Source organism: Curtobacterium sp. 18060 (assembly GCF_902706105.1).
Taxonomy (GTDB): domain Bacteria; phylum Actinomycetota; class Actinomycetes; order Actinomycetales; family Microbacteriaceae; genus Curtobacterium.
Genome location: NZ_CACSJV010000059.1, coordinates 1 through 18,777 on the forward strand (window position 1 = coordinate 1; position 18,777 = coordinate 18,777).

Genomic DNA, 18,777 nt, shown 5'->3' on the forward strand with positions numbered 1-18,777 from the left:
CGCGCAACCCCGGACGCGTCGCCGAGAACGTCGCCGCCGCCGCGGTGCGGCTCACTGACGACGAGGTGGCGCGCATCGACGCGCTGTCGCGCGACGTCCGTGGGAAGCGAGCGATGGGCTGAGCCCGTCCGTCCGGTGGTCGTGTCCAGGGTGCGTCTCAGGCGAGCAGGGCGAGTGCGCGGTCCACGACGTCCTCCGGTCGGCCGTCGCCGTGCAGGGCCCACCAGGTGAGGGCCGCGCTCGCCGCGGCCGCCAGGGCGTGCGCACGCACCGACACCGCGAGGTCGTCGGGCGTCGCGCCGTCCCGCTCGGCCACGAACCGGACGATCGCGTCGGTCAGGGTCGTGACCGTGGCCGCGCCGACGTGCTCGAGCGAGGGGTTGGCGCGGATGACACGGAGCCGGTGGCGGGTGACCTCGACGGCGTCGTCGGGGAAGGTCGCGCCGATCCGGTACGCCGCGCGGAGGGCGTCCGACGACGACTCCGTGGACGGCCGCTGTCGGAGTGCGTCCCCGAACCGCGAGGCGAACTCGTCGAGCCCGCCCCAGACGAGCGCCGCCTTGTTCGGGAACAGCCGGAACAACGACCGGCGGCTCACCCCGGCAGCTGTCGCGACGTCGTCCATCGACACGGCGTCGAAGCCCTGCTCGTCGAACAGCCGGAGCGCCACGAGGGACACCGCGTCCGGGTCGATCGTGCGGGGGCGTCCCGTCGGTCGATCGCTCGTCGGCCGGTCGCTCGTCGGGCGCATGGAGTCCTTTCGGCACTGAGTGCTATAACCATCGTGGCGCAGCGAGCGCCTCTCAGTGAGGAGACGACATGACCGACACCACCGCCGGACGTTTCACCGGCAGGACCATCATCGTCACCGGGGCGGGTTCCGGCATCGGACGCGCCACGGCGACGCGCATCGCGAACGAGGGCGGGCGGGTGATCGCGACCGACGTCGTCGCCGACCGCCTCGACGCGCTCCGCTCCGAACTCGAGGGCCTCGAACTCGAGACCGTCGTCGGCGACGTCGCCGCGACCGAGACCATCGACGCACTCATCGCGGCCGCGGGTGATCGCATCGACGGACTGGCGAACGTCGCCGGCATCATGGACGCCTTCCTGCCGCCGAGCGAGGTCGACGACGCCACCTGGGACCGCGTCTTCAGCGTCAACGTCACCGGACCGATGCGCCTCACCCGCGCCGTCCTGCCGCACATGATCGCCGCCGGCCGCGGCGCCGTCGTGAACGTCGCCTCCGAGGCCGCACTCCGCGCCTCTGCAGCGGGTGCCGCGTACACGGCGTCGAAGCACGCGATCGCCGGGTTCACCAAGAGCGTGGCGTTCTTCCACGGGCCGCAGGGCATCCGGGCAAACGCGGTCGCGCCGGGCGCGGTCGCGACGAACATCGAGGCGCCGATGCGCAGCGAGTACGCCGCTAGCCGGGTCGGCCCCATCATGCAGGTCGCCATCCCGCCGGTGGCGCAGCCGGAGCAGCTCGCAGCGGCCATCACCTGGCTGCTCAGCGACGACTCTGCCAACGTGAACGGCGCCGTGCTGCCGAGCGACGGTGGGTGGTCGGTCGTCTGACGAGAATGCTCAGATACGAGTAGAAATCTACTAGAAGTGGTAGATTTCTACTCGTATCCGATCGGAGGTCCCGATGCAGTTGCAGTCCCCCTTCGCGACGGTGACCACCTCCGTGGACGGCGATGTGCTCGCCGTGTTGGCACGAGCGCCAGGACCGATGACGATCGCGGCCATCTGCAGCCTGGTGCCGGACCGGTCGTACGCCGGGGTCCGGAACAGCGCGGATCGGCTGGTCGAGCAGGGTGTCGTCGACGGGCACCGGACCGGACGGACGAAGTCGTTCAGCCTGAACCGGGAACACCTCGCCGCCGATGCGATCACCGCTCTGGCCGATCTCCGGCGCGCGTTCCTCGAACGACTCCGATCGGGCTGTCGATCGATCCCCCTCCGGTACGCCGCGCTCTTCGGATCCGGCGCCCGTGGTGAGATGCGGCCGGACAGCGACCTCGATGTCTGCTTCATCGTCGAGCACGGCCGACGTGAGGAGGCAGAGGACCAGATCCACGCGTTGTGCCGTGCGGCCGGTCGGTGGACCGGGAACGCCGTGCGGCCGGTCCTCTTCGACGAGGACGAGATCGACGGCACCGACCCGCTCCTCGCATCGGTTGCCGGGGACGGGATTCCCATCGCAGGCGATGGTCGATGGCTGTCCCGGAAGCTCCGTACCCTGACTGGATGACCCCGCGAACCGGCACCACCGCACCGGGCGACGAGTCGTTCCGGAGGGGCCGGCTCGCCAAGGCGACGGAGTTCCTCGAAGCTGCAGAGGCCCTCCGCGCGCTCGGCGGTGACGCAGGGGTCTTCAGTGCCGGATCGCAGTTCGCGAACGCGTTCGTCACGCAGTGCGTCCTCAGCGGCATCGCCGCGGCTGACGCGATCTGCGTCGCTCGGACCGGCGAGTACTCGCGATCGGGAGCACACGACGAAGCGGTACCCGTGCTGCGTGCGGCAGCTGGACAGCCGGTTGCGAAGCACCTCGAGGTGCTGTTGGCGGTGAAGACCAAAGCCGAGTACAACGCGCGGTCGGTCAGCGACAGCGACATCGTGCGCGCCGGGGAAGCGGCCGAGGCCCTCGAGGCGGCCGCGCGGTCGGTCTGACGCGCCGGTCGATCCGGAGCGGCTGGCCCGCTTACACTGCCGACATGACCGAGGTCCCCGTCGCGCGCTCCGAGTGGGGCCGGTTCGCCCCCGACTCCGTCGAACGCCGGATGCTCGAGCACACCGGCACCGCCCTCGGCCTCGTCCTCCGCCCGCGCACGGTCGTGCTCGACCGCGCCCGGGTCGAGGTCGAGGGCATCGACGACGCCGACCGCGTCGTCGTGCAGCTCGTCGCGAACCAGGGCGCCTACAAGCCCGCCTGGCGCAACAAGGTGATGGCTGACCTGTTCAAGCTGCTGTGGCTGCGGCAGTCGGTCCCCGGCGTGGACCGAGCAGTGCTCGTCGTCGCCGAACCCGCGGCGAGGGCGCTCGCCGGGTGGGTGGCGGTGGCCGCCGAGGACCTCGGCGTCGAGGTGCTCGTCTGGGACGGGCAGACCGCGGTGCCCTCGCCGCGCTGAGCGCAGTCGACCCGACCCGCGCACTCGTTCACACGTTCGCAACACATGTGGTCCGACTCCGTAACACGGGCGTCCTAGCCTCGTCACCAGCAGCGGATTTCCGCGTCGCAGACCAACCCGAGCTCGCGACGCACGCTCTCCGCCATACGAGACCGAGCCTGCGTGCTCGCCGACGGTATGGAGGAACGGATGACCACATCAGCGGTCCGCGTGGACGCGGTGCGCAAGGTGTACGGCAGCGGCCCGAGCGCCATGGTCGCGCTCGACGACGTCGAGTTGACCATCGAGCCCGGGAAGTTCGTGTCGCTCATCGGCCCGAGCGGCTGCGGGAAGTCGACGCTGCTCCGCCTGGTGGCCGGGCTCGAGCCCGCCGACCGCGGTGACGTCCGGGTGCACGGTGTCACGCCGGCCCAGGCCTGCGCGGCGAAGCTCATCGGACTCGTGCCCCAGGCACCGGCGCTGCTGCCCTGGCTCACCGTGCTGCAGAACGTGTCGCTCGCCGGGCGCGTGAACCCGGGTGCCGGCCGCCGCCGCGCCGCCATCGAGGACCTCGAGGAGCGTAGTACCGGCACCGGCCCGGACATGCGCGAACTCCTGCGGATGGCGGGACTCGGCGAGGCGATGGACAAGCTCCCCGCACAGCTGTCCGGCGGCATGCAGCAGCGTGCCGCGATCGTCCGGGCCTTCGGCCTGCGCCCCGACGTCCTGCTGATGGACGAGCCGTTCTCGGCGCTCGACGAGTTCACCCGCGAGAGCCTGCAGGACCAGCTGCTCGACCTGTGGGACGAGCTGCGCACGACGGTGCTCTTCGTGACGCACTCGGTGTCCGAAGCCGTCCGGATGTCGGACACCGTCGTCGTGATGGCGCCGCGCCCCGGCCGGATCGTCGACGTCATCGACATCGACCTGCCCCGCCCGCGCAACCAGCGGCTGTTCGAGGAACAGCGGTTCCACGAGTACGAAGACCTGGTCCGGACCCGTCTGCACAGCGCCTGGCGCATGACCGATGCGGCCTGAGGGAGACGGGACCATGAGCGCCACCACCACCTCCACGCCCGCCGCGACCGCCACCACGGCCGACGCCGAGCGACGCACCGCCCGCCGACCGGTGCCCGGTTGGCTCCGACCGACCGTCTGGTTGCCCCTCGTCGTGATGCTCGCCGCCCTGGCGGTGCTCTGGCAGATCGGCGCGACGGCGATGCCGTACCTGCTGCCGCCGTTGCCCGCGGTGGGGGAGACCCTCGCCACGCAGCTGCCCTACTACCTGCAGAACGCCGGCATCACCCTGGCGGAGTCGCTCGTCGGCCTGGCCATCGGGTTCCTCGCCGCCTTCGTGCTCGCGGTGCTGACGAGTGAGCTGCCGATCGTCCGCCGTGCGGTCATGCCGATCGCCATCGTGCTGAACGTCACGCCCCTCGTCGCGATCGCGCCGGCCCTGGTGGTGGCGTTCGGGTTCGGGCCGCTGCCGAAGCTCGTCATCACGGCGCTCATCTGCTTCTTCCCGATCCTGATCAACACCGCCGCGGGCCTGCGGTCCGTGCCGCAGCCCGTGCTGCAGGTGTACAAGACGATCGATGCCTCCCGGTTCGAGATGCTCGTGCACCTGCGGATCCCGAACGCCCTGCCGTTCGTGTTCGCAGCCCTGCGGATCGTGTTCCCGCTGTCGATCATCGGCGCGGTCGTCGCGGAGCTGTCCGCCTCGGGTTCGACCGGCGGCCTCGGCACCGTGATCAGCACGGCGTCGTCGATGAACCAGCTCGAAGTCGTCTACGCGGCGATCGCGATCCTCGCGGTGATGGGCGTGGTCCTGCTCGGACTCATCACGCTCGTCGAGCGGCGCGTCCTGCACTGGCACCGCACCGCGAACGACTGACTCGCGGGGCGCCGGCCGCACCACGCGGCCGCCCCGCGGCCCTGCCGCACCACCCGCCGGCGCGAGCCTGCCCGCGCGACGTCAGCCGCGCCTCCAGGCCGACGTCCGGCGACCCACCGACCCACCCGCACCCGCCCTGCACCACCCATCCCTTCCCACAGGAGTGACCATGCAGCACAGCACCATGCAGCACCGCACCATGCAGCACCGCACCAAGGCCGCACTCGCGGCCCTCGCCACCGCCGTCGTCGCCCTCGCGCTCACCGGCTGCAGCACCGGCTCGAGCGCCGGAACCACCTCGTCCGAGGGCAGCGCGATCTCGGCCGAGCGGTGCAAGGAGAACCAGGACGCCGGCAAGATCACCTACCTGTCCGGCTACCAGTACCAGTCGTCGGCGTCGATCCTCGAGTACATCGCGGCGGACGAGCTCGGCTACTTCAAGGACCTCTGTCTCGACGTGACCCTGAAGCCGGGCTCGGGTGACACCGCCCAGAACACGAAGCTCCTCGCCAGCGGCCAGGCCACCGTGTCCGCCGTCGCCGAGCAGGACCTCATCCAGGCCCGCGCGAACGGCATCGACATCACCGGGATCTCGTCGTACTCGAACGCCGGCCTCGACGTCCTGATGACGAACAAGGACATCACGAAGCTGCCGCAGCTCGACGGCCAGGTCGTCGGCCACAAGGGCTACGTCCCCGCCTCGGTCCGGGCGATGATGGAGAAGGCCGGTGTCGAGTGGGACTCCCTCACGCTCGTCAAGGAGGGCTACGACCCGTCCGTCCTGCCCCGTAAGCAGAACGGCCTCGAGGCGCTGACCGGCTTCGTGTCGAACGAGCCGAACCTGCTCAAGGCCGCCGGTGACGACGTCACCGTCTGGCAGCCCGTCGACTACGACATCCCCTCGTCGATCGGTGCGATGGCCGTGCACCCCGCCTTCGCGAAGGCGCACCCGACCGCGGTCGAGGACGTCCTGCGCGCAGCCCTGCACGCCTACGACTTCTGCTCCGCGAGCGAGGCGAAGACCAAGCAGTGCGTCGGGTACGCCGCGAAGCTGTCCGGCGCCACCTACGACACCGCCCAGAACACCAAGATCTGGACCACCGAGACGAAGGTCATCGCGGACAACCCGACGCCGGACCAGCCGCTCGGCGGGATCGACCCGGAGAACGTGACGAAGCTCGTCGACATGCTGCACCAGTTCGACATCGTCAAGAGCTCCGTGACCGCCGACGACGCGAAGAGCTGGTTCACGAACGAGTACATCGACGCCATCACGAAGGACGGCGAGACCGTGTGGCCGGCACCGTGAGCGCCATCGTCACCGAGTGTTCCGCAACGACCAGAAAGGCGGCGTGAGATGCCCGCGAAGGAGTACGGGATCTTCCTCCCGATCGGCAACGGCGGGTGGATGCTCTCCACCACGGCACCCCACCCCGAGGCGACCTACGCGTGGAACAAGCGCGCGGCGCTGCACGCCGAGACGATCGGCCTGGACTTCGTGATGTCGATGGCGAAGTGGCGCGGCTTCGGCGGCTCCACCGACCACTGGGGTCGCTCCCTCGAGTCGATGACGATGATGGCCGGCATCGCCGAGGCCACCGAGCGGGTCAAGATCTGGGCGACGATGCACGCCAACGTCCACAACCCGGCGGTCGCCGCGAAGATGTACACGACGCTGCAGGACGTCTCCGGCGGCCGGGCCGGCATGAACATCGTCAACGGCGCCTACGCGGCGGAGTTCGAGCAGTTCGGGATCTGGGACGCGGCCCTCAGCCACGCCGACCGGTACCGGATGACGGAGCTCTGGACCGAGGCGGTCACGCGCCTGTGGACCGAGGACAGCGTGACGATGCACACGCCGTACTTCGACCTCGACGCGTGCGAGTCCCGCCCCCACCCCGCATCGCGGCCGACCATCATCAGTGCCGGCAAGTCCGAAGCGGCCCGGGCGTTCCAGGCGAAGCACGCCGACGGCGCCTTCCTGGCGGCGGACAGCCTGGACGAGATGCGCGACCTGTCCCGCGACGTCCACGACCGCGCCGCCGCCGAGGGACGCGAGTGCCGCACCTACTCGATGCTCACGGTCGTGCAGGGCGAGACCGACGCCGCCGCGCAGCGGAAGGTGCGCGAGTGGGGTGCCGGCGTCGACCGCGAAGCACTGGCCTCGATGCGGGCGTCGTGGGGCGTCCCCGCCGAGCAGGCGCGTGCCTGGGCGGACGGTGCTGCCGGTGAGGACGCGTTCCAGACCGCGTACGTCGCCGGGTCCGCCGCGACCGTCACCGAGCACATCGAGTACATCGTCGACCGGGGCGAGCTCGACGGCCTGATGCTGATCTTCCCCGAGTACGACCAGGACATGGTGCTGTTCGGGGACACGGTCCTGCCGGCGCTCCGCCAGCACGACGCGGCGGTCGTCCGGTGACCGGGGGACTCGACGCGGGTCGCGACCCGCGGCTCGCACAGTTGGTGTCATCAGCGCTCCCGCCCGCGCTCGTCGTCGTCGACGTGCAGCGCGACTTCGGTGAGCCGGCGCGGATCGCGCCGTACGGACTCGACGACCGCGCGTCCGTCGCCGTGGACGCCGCCGTCACCCGCATCGGCTCGCTCGTCGACGAGGCCCGCGCAGCGGGCGTCCCCGTCGTCTGGGTCGAACTCGGCAGCGACCCGGCGCGGCCGTGGCGCTCCAGCACGTGGCTGCGCGGGGGCGACCCGGCCGGACCCATGCCGGACGACGAGCCGTGCCGGATCGGCACGGAGGGCGCCGAGTGGTACCGAACGGCGCCCGCCCCCGGTGAGACACGCGTCGTCAAGCGCGGCTACAGCGGGTTCCTGGGCACCGACCTGGAGGCCCGGCTCACCGCCGCAGGGATCGGCTGGGTCACCGTCGTGGGACTCACGACCGAGTGCTGCGTCCTCGCCACCGCACAGGACGCGATGCAGCTCGGCTGGCCCGTGGTGGTCCCGCAGGACGCCACCGCCGCGTACGACTCCGACGTGCACGACGCCGCGCTCACCCTGATCGACCTCAACGTGGGCGTCGTGACCGACGCCGACGAGACGGTGGCGCTGTGGCGCGCGTCCGCCTCCGCGTCTGCGTCTGCGTCCGCTTCGCCGGTGGGTGCCCGATGAGCGGCATGCACCTGGCCTACGACCTGTCCTTCACCCACACCGAGGGGCGGTGGGCGGCGGCCGGCAGCTGGGTCGGCCAAGACTTCCCCGACGTCCGCATGTACATGGAGGTCGCCCGGACCGCCGAGCGCGCAGGCGTCGACATGCTGTTCTTCGGCGACGGGTCCGGTGTGCCGAGCACGTGGCGCGGCAGCATCGACCCGGCCGTCGAGTGGGGCATCCAGTGGCCCCGGCAGGACATGTCGCCCGTGATCGCCGCGATGTCCACCGTCACCGAGCACATCGGGTTCGGGCTCACCTACTCGTCCACGTTCACCCACCCCTTCTCCGTCGCCCGACTGCTCAACTCGCTCGACCACGTCACCGGCGGGCGGATGGCGTTCAACGTCGTCGCCTCGTCGCGGGGCGCGGACGCGGCGAACTACGGGTCCGACCACCTGATCGACCACGACCTGCGGTACGAACGGATGGAGGAGTTCATCGGCGTCTGCCGTGCGCTCTGGGACTCCGTCGCCCCGGACGCGATCGTCCGCGACCGCGCGACCGGCCGGTTCGCCGACCCGGCCGGGGTCCACCCCATCGACCACGACGGCCGCTTCTTCAAGGTGCGCGGCCCGCTCGCGAGCGTCCCGAGTCCGCAGCGGCACCCCGTCGTCGTGCAGGCCGGCAACTCGCCGCGCGGCATCGCCGCCAGTGCGTCGTTCGCCGACCTGGTGTTCGGGTTCGGGTCGAGCGTCGCCGGACAGCTCCGGCACCGGAACGCCCTCGACGCAGCGCTCACCGACGCCGGTCGGGACCCGTCCGGCGTCGGGATCCTCTGGGCGACCCAGGTCATCGTCGGGGCCACCGACGCCGAGGCCGCCGCCCGCCGTGACTCGCTGCTGTCGTTCTGGAACCGCGAGGCCGTCGGCACCTTCATCTCGCACAACGCCGGGTACGACTTCTCCACGCTCCCGGAGACGTTCCGCCTCGGCGAGCTGCGCGACGAGATCGTCGCCGCGCAGGCGAGCCCGGCCGGCTTGGTCGGCAGCCTGGTCGCCGAGTTCGGCGAGGACCACACCATGGACCGCGACGACTTCTTCGAGCACGGCTGGCGTGCTGCGACGGGCCTCGACCACATGCTGGTCGGCGACGCCGCGGGGGTCGCCGACGCCCTGCAGGAGAACTTCGCGGCCACCGGCGGACGCGGCGGCTACATGCTGTCCAGCCCGCTCGGCATGCCCACCGGGTTCGCCGACCTGAGCGAGCTGCTCGTGCCGGAGCTGCGTGCCCGAGGTGCCCTGGCGCCGCGGTACCCGGGGTCGACGCTCCGCGAGAACCTGGCGGTGTGAGGTGACCCCGGCCCGTCGGTGGCTCGCGCTCGGCGGGCTCTGCCTCGGCTTCTTCATGCTGCTGCTGGACAGCACGATCGTGTCCGTCGCCCTGCCGGACATCGGCAGCGACCTCGGCACGGAGGCGTCGCTGTCGGTCTGGGTGAACAGCGCCTACCTGTTCGCGTTCGCCGTGCCGCTCCTCGTCGCCGGACGGCTCGGCGACCGCTTCGGGCACCGCCGGGTCTACCTGCTCGGGCTCGCGGTGTTCACCGTCGCGTCGGTCGGGTGCGCGTTCGCACCGGGGATCGGCGCGCTCATCGTCTGGCGCGCCGTGCAGGGCGTCGGTGCCGCGCTGCTGACACCCCAGTGCCTCACCGTGATCCGCTCGTTGTTCGAACCACCCCGGCTCGCCGTCGCGCTCGCCGTCTGGAGCGCCGGTGGTGGTGCGGCGACCGTCGCCGGCCCGATCGTCGGCGGCGTGCTCGTCGAGGCGTGGGGGTGGCCGTCGGTCTTCCTGGTGAACGTGCCCGTCGGCATCGTCACCGCCATTGCCGTGCTGCGGTTCGTGCCGGTGTCCCGACGCATCGCTGTGCCCCTGCCGGTGCTCGCCGTCGTCGGGGTGACCGCCGGGGTGTTCGCGGTGGTCGTCGGTGTCCAGGGCACGGGCGACGGCGTCCTCGCCGCACCCCTGCCGCGGGTCGGTCTGGTGGTGCTCGGCGCACTCGTCGTCGCTGCGGTGCTCACGGTGCAGCGCCGCGCGGGGGACCGGGCGCTCGTCCCGCTCGGGTTGTTCCGCGACCGCGGGTTCGTGACCGGCTCATGGGGCGCGACCGCGGCGTCGTTCTGCGTCGGGTCGGCCCCGATCCCGCTCATGCTCGACCTGCAGGACGGACGTGGTCTCGGACCCGGCGCCGCGGCCCTCGTGCTCGTGCCGATGGGGGTCGCCTGCCTGGCCGCCGCACCGTTCGTCGGCCGCACGACGAACACCGCGGGCCCCCGTGCAACGGCGACCATCGGCGCCGTCCTGCTCGTCGTCTCGGTGGCACTGACCGCCGTGCTCATCGGGACCGCCGCACCCCTCTGGGCAGTGGCGACGGCGTTCACCGGCTTCGGGGTCGCGAACGCGTTCGTCTGGTCCCCGTTCTCGCTCGCGGCGGTGCTCGGCGCCGGATCGGCGACCATCGGTGCGGCGTCGAGCACCTTCAACACCGTGAAGCAGCTCGGTGCCGTCCTGGGCAGCACGGTCACCGCCGTGCTGCTCGCGGTGTCGACCGACGCGGTGGCCCTCGGTGCCCTGGCGCTGGCGGCCCTCGGGGCACTCGTGGCGGCGGCGTCCCTGCCAGGGCGAGCGCCGGCGGTCCTGACCGGCGCGGTCGTGCACGGCGCCGGAGTCGGGAACGGGCTCGGGTTCCCGACCGCCAACCTGCTGCCCGACGACGGCGGCGCGGTGCCGTCGGACGGGGTCTACGTCGGATGGCTCACCGCGCCGACGTGGTCCGGTGCCCGTGAGGCCCTCGTGTCGATCGGCAGCAACAGCACCTTCGCCGACCGGCCGCGCACCGTCGAGATCCACGTGCTCGACTTCGACGGCGACCTGTACGGCACCCCCGTCGAGCTCACCGTCGGCCGTCGGCTCCGGCGGCAGCGCACGTTCCCCGGGCCGGACGCCCTCGTCGCCGCGATGCGTGCCGACGAGCGCCGTGCCCGAACCCTGCTCGCCCGCTCCTGAACGAAGGAACCACCATGCAGCACGACTTCACCGACGACCCGCTCGACATCCGTGAGGCGATCGCCGAGGTCCCCTCCGTCGTGGCCGCCATCGCAGCCCGGGTCGACGGCGTGCCGGTCGTCATGGTGGCGACGTCCCTCACCGTCGGGGTCTCGTACGACCCGCCGCTCGCGACGATCGCCGTGCAGCACTCGTCGACGACCTGGCCGGACCTGGCCGGTGCGCCGGTGCTCGGCATCTCCGTGCTCGCCGAGGGCCACGCCGAGCAGACCCGTCAGCTGGCCTCCCGCGACCGGACGCAGCGACTGGTCGGCGTGCCGTCCACGGACACCGGGGCGGGAGCGATCCTGCTCGACGGCGCGCACTCGTGGCTGGAGTGCTCGGTCGAGGCCGTCCACCGCGCGGGCGACCACGACATCGTGGTGCTGCGGGTGCTCCGCTTCGCCCGCGACTCCGCGAACGCCGCGCTCGTCTGGCACCGGCCAGCTCGGCGGCCAGCAAGCGTCGCCACCGCCTGACGTTCTTTCCCAGAACGCGTGCGATGGGAAGCGGAATCGGGCGCACCTGGTCAGAAGTTCCGACCCGGTACGCCCGAAACGACTCGGTACGCGGCACGACCCCCTCAGGAGGCCAGCGCCGCCATCTCGCGCACCACGGCCCGGAGCCGCACCGCGAGCTCGTCGTTGTTCCGCACGGAGTCGCGGTGGGCGGCCTCGCTGAGCGCCGACATCACGAGCGTCACCGCCGTGCGAGCGGTCTGGTCGTCGGTCCTGGTGCCCACGACGCTGAGCAGGGACTGGCGCGACTCGGCCATCCACTGCATCACCATCGACGACATCTCGGGCCGGAGGACCAGCAGCTCCTTCATCCGGCGGCGGTCCTGGGACAGCGGTACGGTCGCCGCGACGAGGGTGCAGAGGTCGTCGACCAGGCCGCCACGAGCCTCGGTGAACCATGCTGCGGAAGGCTCCGGGACCTCGACGGAGTCGAGTCCGAGGGCGGCGTGCGCCTTGGACGAGAAGTAGTTGAAGAAGGTGCGGGGCGAGACGTCGGCATCGGCGCAGATCTGCTCGATGGTGACGCCGTCCAGCCCGTGCGCGGACACCAGCGTCAGGGCCGCGTCGTGCAGCGCCTGCCGGGTCTGCTGCTTCTTGCGCTCCCGCAGGGTGCACGGCTCCGTCGCCACTGCAGCTGCCGGGGTGGTGATCACGTGGACTCCTGGTGGTGGGGGTTGGTGGGCCGCCCGTGCCGGAAATGGGGCACGGCACGGACGGCCCGGTCGGTCACCGACGGTGCGTCGGCGCGGATCCGGTCGAACCCGATCCGGTGGGCACCGATCCGGTCGGCACGGACCCGGTCATCGGACCGGTGAACGAGCCGGCGTCGGCAGCGGCGGCGCCGGCCTCGGCCTCGAGCTGGGCCTCGGCGGACAGGTCGGCACGCTCCTGCAGGGCGGAGCGCTGGCGCAGCGGCGGCACCCGGAAGAACCAGGTGAGCACGAACGCGAGCAGGATCACACCGAGGCCGACCCAGTAGATCGTCACGGACGAGGCGTTGAAGCCCGCCATGAACGGTCGGGTGAGGCGGCTGTCGGCACCGGTCAGGAACGAGGTGTCGTTCGTGCTGGTGGCGCTGTCGCTCGTGGTGTTGCCGTCGTCGATCTTCTTCGCGAGCTCCGGGGTGAGCTCGTCGACCCAGTACGAGCGCTGCGAGGCGTTCGACCAGTCGACGGACACGGTGCCGTCCTGCACGCTGGCGTGTGCCTGGTCGGCGACCTGCTCGAGGGCGGACTGCTCGGCCGCCGGCGTCGCCGCTGCGACCTGCCGGTCGATGACGGACTGGGCCGAGGCGGCGGGGACCGCACCGGCGGCGACCTGCTGCTGCACTGCTGCCGTGACCTGCTCGGTGACCGCGGCGTCGGCGGCCTGCGTCGCCTTCGCCGAGGCAGCGTCGAGCTGCGACTGCACGGTCTTCGTCAGCGGGGTGACGACGGGCGTCCAGATCTTGTCCATCGCGCCCTGGTTCGCCTTCGCGCTGGCGACGGTGGGGTTGAGCGCGGCGTCGAGCGCCGGGCCGAGGTCCTTCTCGTTCGCGGTCGCGTGCAGGATGTTCGCCGGCATCACCGAGAACAGGATCGACAGCAGGACGGCGGTGCCGAGCGTTCCACCGATCTGCCGGAAGAACGTGGCGGACGACGTGGCGACGCCCATGTCACGAGCCTCGACGGAGCCCTGCGAGGCCAGGGTCAGCGACTGCATGACCGAGCCGAGGCCCAGGCCGATCAGGAACATGCCGATCATCAGGAACCACAGCGGCTTGTCGATCGACATGAAGGTCAGGACGACGTAGCCGGCGGACACGAGCGCGGTGCCGATGACCGGGAAGATCCGGTAGCGGCCGACGCGGGCGACGATCTGACCGCTCGTGATCGAGGCGATCATGAGTCCGCCGACCAGGGGCAGCGTGGCGAAGCCGGACTCGGTCGGGGTGAGCCCCACGACGATCTGCAGGTACAGCGGGATGGTGAGCATCGCGCCGAACATCGCGAAGCCGACCAGGAACCCGATGACGGTCGCCATCGAGAACGTGCCCGAGCGGAAGAGCTTGAGCGGGATGATCGCCGCGTCGCCCATCTTCGACTCGATGAGCAGCAGCCCGACCAGGCCGACGACCCCGACGACGTAGCAGGCGATGGCGGCGGGGGAGCCCCAGCCCCAGATGCGGCCCTGTTCGGCGACGAGCAGCAGCGGCACGAGGGTGACGATGACGGCGGTCGCGCCCCACCAGTCGACCTTGGGCTTCGCGTCGTCGGCACTGTGCACCTTCGGCAGGTGCAGGAAGACGATGACCATGAGGAGCGCGGCGACACCGATCGGCACGTTGATCAGCAGGACCCAGCGCCATCCCGTGATCCACAGGATCTCGGAGGAACCGGCGAGCAGCCCACCGATGAGCGGCCCGATGACGGACGAGATGCCGAACACGGCGAGGAAGTAGCCCTGGTACTTGGCGCGTTCGCGCGGGGCGAGGATGTCACCCATGATCGCGAGCGGCAGCGACATGAGCGCACCGGCACCGATGCCCTGCACGGCGCGGAAGGCCGCGAGCATGAGCATCGAGGTGGACATCGACGACAGGACGGCGCCGAGGATGAACACGACGATGCCGAAGATGTAGAGGGGCCGGCGGCCGAAGATGTCGGAGAGCTTGCCGTAGATCGGCGTCGCGATCGTCGAGGTGATCAGGTAGGCAGTGGTCACCCAGGCCTGCTGGTCGAGGCCGTGCAGGTCGTCGCCGATGGTGCGGATCGCCGTGCCGAACACCGTCTGGCCGAGGGACGACAGGAACATGCCCGCCATCAGGCCGTAGATCACCAGGAGGATCTGGCGGTGGGTCATCAGGGGCTGCGGGCCGGTCCCGCCGGAGGCTGCTGGGGCCTCGGCGGTGTGCCGACCGTGCTGCACCTGGACGGGTGCGGTGGCGGTCATCGAACTCCTTTTTCGTGCTGTGTAACTTTGCAGACCGCGCAACGATACATCTGTTGCTTCCAGCAAGCAACTAAATGTGCCCACTACGCTGGCCCCATGTCCGACGAGCGGCGTGCTGCCGAGCGACTCCTGCGATCCCAGCTCGACCGGCTGTGGGTCCGGCAGACCCTGCGTTCCTCGCTCATCGAGTCCAGCGGCGGCCTCGACCCGACCGCGCGGGTGATCCTGCGAGCCGTCGCCGGTCACGGACCCGTCCGGGCGACCGCGATCGCCGACGCGACGGGCCTGTCCCGCCCGGTGATCAGTCGCCGGGTGGCGTCGCTGGTCGAGGCCGAGCACCTGGTCGGCTCGCCGGACCCCGCCGACGGCCGAGCGACCCTGGTCTCGCTCGCACCCGCGGGCAAGCAGTTGCTCGACCAGCTCGACGCCGCCGGTGCCGAGGTCTTCGACGACCTCACCGAGGAGTTCGCCTCGGACGAGCTGCGCTCGCTCGCCGAGATGCTCACGCGACTGAACGACCGGGCCGACGCGGTCCTCGGGATCGGCACCACGCGCCCGTGACGTGACCAACAAGAGGACGGGAGGCGCGGGGCGGGCCCGCCCCGTTCCTCCCGTCCGCACGCCCCCCGGTCACTGCGGAGCGTGCATTCGAGATACCGTTGGTGTATGAGCACGGACACCGCCACCACCACCGAGACCACCGACGAGGGGCCCGTGGTGACCTTCGCCGATCTCGGCCTGAGCGATGCTGTGCTCAAGGCCGTCAAGGACATCGGCTACGAAACCCCTTCCGCCATCCAGGAAGCCACCATCCCCACACTGCTCGACGGCCGCGACGTCGTCGGCCTCGCGCAGACCGGAACGGGCAAGACCGCCGCCTTCGCGCTGCCGATCCTGTCCCGCATGGAGCCCGGCAGCAAGAAGCCGCAGGCCCTCGTGCTGTCCCCGACGCGCGAGCTCGCCCTGCAGGTGTGCGAGGCGTTCGAGCAGTTCGCGTCGCACATGAAGCACGTCCACGTCCTGCCGGTCTACGGCGGTCAGGCGTACGGCGTCCAGCTGTCCGCCCTGCGCCGCGGCGTCGACGTCATCGTCGGCACCCCCGGTCGCATCATGGACCACCTGGCGAAGGGCACGCTCGACCTGTCCGAGCTGAAGTACCTCGTGCTCGACGAGGCCGACGAGATGCTCAAGATGGGCTTCGCCGAGGACGTCGAGACGATCCTGGCGGACACCCCCGACGACAAGCAGGTCGCCCTCTTCTCGGCGACCATGCCCGCCCAGATCCGCCGCATCTCGCAGCAGTACCTGACGGACCCGGCCGAGATCACCGTCAAGACCAAGACGAAGACCGCCGCGAACATCACGCAGCGCTACCTGATGGTCTCGTACCCGCAGAAGGTCGACGCCCTGACCCGCATCCTCGAGGTCGAGGACTTCGAGGGCATGATCATCTTCGTCCGCACCAAGAGCGAGACCGAGACCCTGGCCGAGAAGCTCCGTGCCCGTGGCTACGCCGCAGCCGCCATCAGCGGTGACGTCGCCCAGGCCCAGCGCGAGCGGACCGTCAACCAGCTGAAGTCCGGCAAGCTCGACATCCTCGTCGCCACGGACGTCGCCGCCCGTGGCCTCGACGTCGACCGCATCACCCACGTCGTGAACTACGACATCCCGGTCGACATCGAGTCCTACGTGCACCGCATCGGCCGCACGGGTCGTGCCGGCCGCTCGGGTGACTCGATCAGCTTCGTCACCCCCCGCGAGCGTCGCCTGCTCTCCGCGATCGAGCGCCACACGAAGCAGCCGCTCACCCAGATGCAGCTGCCGACGATCGACGACGTCAACGAGACGCGCCTGACCCGCTTCGACGACGCGATCACCGCGGCGCTCGAGGACCAGGGCCGCATCGCCGCCTTCCGCGACGTCATCGCGCACTACGTCGAGCACCACGACGTCCCCTCGGACGACGTCGCCGCCGCCCTGGCCGTCGTGGCGCAGGGCGACTCGCCGCTGCTCCTGACCGCAGCCGACGACGCCCTCCGCACGCAGATGGAGCGCGACGCCCGCCGTGGCGAGCGCGACGACCGCGGTGCACGTGACGACCGCGGCCCGCGCAGCGACCGTGGCGGCGACCGTGGTGGCGACCGGGACCGTGCGCCCCGCCGTTCGCAGCCGATGACCGCCTACCGCATCGAGGTCGGCCGCCGTCACCGCGTCGAGCCGCGCCAGATCGTCGGCGCCCTCGCCAACGAGGGCGGCCTGCGCCGCGACGACTTCGGTGCGATCCGCATCCAGCCGGACTTCTCCATCGTCGAGCTGCCCGCCGACATGGACGGGGGCGTGCTCGACCGCCTGACCGACACCCGGATCAGCGGCAAGCTCATCGAGATCAAGCCCGACCGCCGTGGTGGTGGCCGCCGCGACGAGCGTCCGGAGCGCAAGCCGCGCTACTGACGCGACCCGCGTCCTCGACGCGAGTCGCGTCCTGAACGCGACCCCATCCTGACGGGAGGCACGGTGCCAGCTGGCACCGTGCCTCCCGTCCGTCGTCCGGTCGCGTCTCCCGCCGCGGGCCGCCCCGCGTACCGGCGGTGCGTCACCAGCCTTGCGGTGCGGGGAACCGCAGATCACGCTCGGATCCGTTCCCCTGGCGCCCGAGCGGTGCTGTGATACCTGGAGCCGTGACGCAGGGAGCCGCGGAGAAGGCAGGGGAACGAACGTGTACCGAGCACTCATCACCGTCGCAGCAGCGGCGGCGCTCGTCATCGGGGGAGTGGCGCCGGCGACGGCAGCCCCCTCGTCCTCGGCGCCCGGAGCGCCCACCACCGTCCGGGTCACCGGAGCCGGCGACAGCGCGACCGTGACCTGGGGCGCCCCGAAGTCGGGCGCGAAGGTGACCGGCTGGAAGGTCACGATCGCCCCCACGCAGCAGCAGCCCGGCAACGGCGTCGACCGGCTGCCGGCGAAGGCGCGGTCCGACCGCTTCGGTGACCTGACGCCGAAGACGACCTACAAGTTCTCGGTCCGGGCGATCGGCGCGAAGAAGTCCGGCCGCACGATCCTGGTCCGCTACACCACGCCGTCCGTGGTCGACACGACGCAGTCGCTGTTCGCCCTCGACGCGTCCGGCAACGTCGTGCGGTTCGCCGAGGACGGTTCCGGCGCCGGGAAGGTCGTCGCGGGCAACGGGACGGGCTTCGCCGCGGACGACGTCGGTGACGTGTTCACCCCCTCGGCGGACCTGACCTCGATCCTGTTCCACCCCGCCGACGGCAGTGCCACGCGGACCCTGGCGACCGGGCTGCACCTGACCCCCGACCTGCGTTCCGACGTCGCCGGCAACCTGTACTGGATCGACTCGGTGACGGGTGCCGTGCAGAAGCTCCCCGTCGGCAGCTCCACCGCGACGACCGTGCTCGACCTGACTGCCACGGGCAGCGGCCAGCGGTTCTGGACCGTCACCCCCGACGGCAAGGTCGTCGCCGTCGGTGGTTCGCAGATCTCCCCGATCGTCGTGGGCACCGGCACGAGCCCACGGGCGATCACCCTCCCCGGCAGCTCCGGTGTCGGGTACCCCGCAGCGGTCCTCGCCGACTCGCACGGCAACGTGTACGTCGACATCCGCTCGCCCGGTGGCGCCGGCTCGTGGGCCTGGTACCAGCTGAAGCCGGGCGCCACGGCGCTGACGCGGATCGAGCCCCGGCTGGCGTTCGAGTACGCGGCCGCCAACGCCGACGGGTTCTCGCTGCTGCAGTCCGCCGAGTGGTGCAGCGCCCCCGCCGAGTACCCGACCAGCCCGGCCGGCTGCAAGGTCGACCGCACAATCCCGGACAAGCTCGTGGTCGGCTCCAGTGGGAAGTCCACCGTGGCGGTCTCCGGCATCACGGCGGGGTCGCGCGGGGCGAACACGGGTGCCGCCTCCGACGACGGCGACGTGTTCGCGAACGTCGACAGCGGGCCCTCGGCCGGGCTGTGGCGCGTGCCGGCCTCCGGCGGGGCTGCGCAGCAGCTGTCGTCGGCGCAGTACTCGCGGCTGCTGGTGATCTGACCGGCAGACCGAGGCAGGACGGGGTGGGACGCAACGGCGCGTCCCACCCCGTCCTGTGTTCCGGGC

18 protein-coding genes are annotated in these 18,777 nt (G+C 71.3%); 15 read left to right on the forward strand and 3 right to left on the reverse strand.

The features are described from left to right. Window positions 1–157: 157 nt before the first annotated feature. On the reverse strand, window positions 158–751 hold the full coding sequence (locus GVL05_RS17670; protein ID WP_159573984.1) for a TetR family transcriptional regulator: 594 nt from the start codon (window positions 749–751) through the stop codon (window positions 158–160). 68 nt (window positions 752–819) lie between these two features. On the opposite strand from GVL05_RS17670, the gene GVL05_RS17675 reads away from it, so the two are divergent. The 12 genes from GVL05_RS17675 to GVL05_RS17730 all read left to right on the forward strand — a co-directional run bounded on the left by GVL05_RS17675 (window position 820) and on the right by GVL05_RS17730 (window position 11,696). After that, complete coding sequence (locus GVL05_RS17675; protein ID WP_159573985.1) at window positions 820–1,578, forward strand: SDR family NAD(P)-dependent oxidoreductase; 759 nt, start codon at window positions 820–822, stop codon at window positions 1,576–1,578. Window positions 1,579–1,651: 73 nt separating this feature from the next. After that, a complete protein-coding gene (locus GVL05_RS17680) occupies window positions 1,652–2,257 on the forward strand; it encodes a nucleotidyltransferase domain-containing protein (RefSeq protein ID WP_131845209.1) in 606 nt (201 codons plus the stop codon). After that, a complete protein-coding gene (locus GVL05_RS17685; protein ID WP_131845210.1) occupies window positions 2,254–2,676 on the forward strand; it encodes a hypothetical protein in 423 nt (140 codons plus the stop codon). The genes GVL05_RS17680 and GVL05_RS17685 overlap by 4 nt, the downstream gene beginning before the upstream one ends. A gap of 44 nt (window positions 2,677–2,720) precedes the next feature. Next, window positions 2,721–3,134: a hypothetical protein gene (locus tag GVL05_RS17690; protein ID WP_131922220.1), complete on the forward strand. Its 414-nt coding sequence runs from the start codon at window positions 2,721–2,723 to the stop codon at window positions 3,132–3,134. A gap of 189 nt (window positions 3,135–3,323) precedes the next feature. Further along, complete coding sequence (locus GVL05_RS17695) at window positions 3,324–4,151, forward strand: ABC transporter ATP-binding protein (protein WP_123294748.1); 828 nt, start codon at window positions 3,324–3,326, stop codon at window positions 4,149–4,151. A 13-nt stretch (window positions 4,152–4,164) separates the two neighbouring features. Then, window positions 4,165–5,007 carry an ABC transporter permease gene (locus GVL05_RS17700; RefSeq protein WP_159573986.1) on the forward strand — a complete coding sequence of 281 codons (843 nt, stop codon included), beginning with the start codon at window positions 4,165–4,167 and terminating at the stop codon, window positions 5,005–5,007. A 169-nt stretch (window positions 5,008–5,176) separates the two neighbouring features. Next, entirely contained in the window at window positions 5,177–6,316 is a 1,140-nt protein-coding gene (locus GVL05_RS17705) for an ABC transporter substrate-binding protein (protein WP_235036044.1), read from the forward strand. A 48-nt stretch (window positions 6,317–6,364) separates the two neighbouring features. After that, on the forward strand, window positions 6,365–7,429 hold the full coding sequence (locus GVL05_RS17710; RefSeq protein WP_159573987.1) for an LLM class flavin-dependent oxidoreductase: 1,065 nt from the start codon (window positions 6,365–6,367) through the stop codon (window positions 7,427–7,429). Window positions 7,430–7,473: 44 nt separating this feature from the next. After that, a complete protein-coding gene (locus GVL05_RS17715; protein ID WP_235036045.1) occupies window positions 7,474–8,136 on the forward strand; it encodes a cysteine hydrolase family protein in 663 nt (220 codons plus the stop codon). Next, the gene (locus tag GVL05_RS17720) at window positions 8,076–9,467 is read left to right on the forward strand and encodes an NtaA/DmoA family FMN-dependent monooxygenase (RefSeq protein WP_235036046.1); all 1,392 of its coding nucleotides are present in this window, start codon (window positions 8,076–8,078) and stop codon (window positions 9,465–9,467) included. The genes GVL05_RS17715 and GVL05_RS17720 overlap by 61 nt, the downstream gene beginning before the upstream one ends. Before the next feature lies 1 nt (window position 9,468). Continuing rightward, entirely contained in the window at window positions 9,469–11,178 is a 1,710-nt protein-coding gene (locus GVL05_RS17725) for an MDR family MFS transporter (RefSeq protein WP_235036047.1), read from the forward strand. 14 nt (window positions 11,179–11,192) lie between these two features. Further along, window positions 11,193–11,696, forward strand: coding sequence for a flavin reductase family protein (locus GVL05_RS17730; protein ID WP_159573989.1), 504 nt, complete (start codon window positions 11,193–11,195; stop codon window positions 11,694–11,696). Between the two features lie 104 nt (window positions 11,697–11,800). Here the strand turns inward: GVL05_RS17730 and GVL05_RS17735 are convergent, their stop codons facing one another. Further along, window positions 11,801–12,388, reverse strand: coding sequence for a TetR/AcrR family transcriptional regulator (locus GVL05_RS17735; protein WP_123939119.1), 588 nt, complete (start codon window positions 12,386–12,388; stop codon window positions 11,801–11,803). 73 nt (window positions 12,389–12,461) lie between these two features. Next, entirely contained in the window at window positions 12,462–14,666 is a 2,205-nt protein-coding gene (locus GVL05_RS17740) for an MDR family MFS transporter (RefSeq protein WP_159573990.1), read from the reverse strand. Between the two features lie 96 nt (window positions 14,667–14,762). Between GVL05_RS17740 and GVL05_RS17745 the strand changes: the two genes are divergently transcribed. The 3 genes from GVL05_RS17745 (at window position 14,763) to GVL05_RS17755 (ending at window position 18,711) form a co-directional block, all read left to right on the forward strand. Then, complete coding sequence (locus tag GVL05_RS17745; protein WP_159573991.1) at window positions 14,763–15,227, forward strand: MarR family winged helix-turn-helix transcriptional regulator; 465 nt, start codon at window positions 14,763–14,765, stop codon at window positions 15,225–15,227. A gap of 105 nt (window positions 15,228–15,332) precedes the next feature. Then, entirely contained in the window at window positions 15,333–17,117 is a 1,785-nt protein-coding gene (locus GVL05_RS17750; protein WP_131881956.1) for a DEAD/DEAH box helicase, read from the forward strand. Window positions 17,118–17,382: 265 nt separating this feature from the next. After that, a complete protein-coding gene (locus GVL05_RS17755; protein WP_159573992.1) occupies window positions 17,383–18,711 on the forward strand; it encodes a fibronectin type III domain-containing protein in 1,329 nt (442 codons plus the stop codon). The last annotated feature ends 66 nt before the right edge of the window (window positions 18,712–18,777 follow it).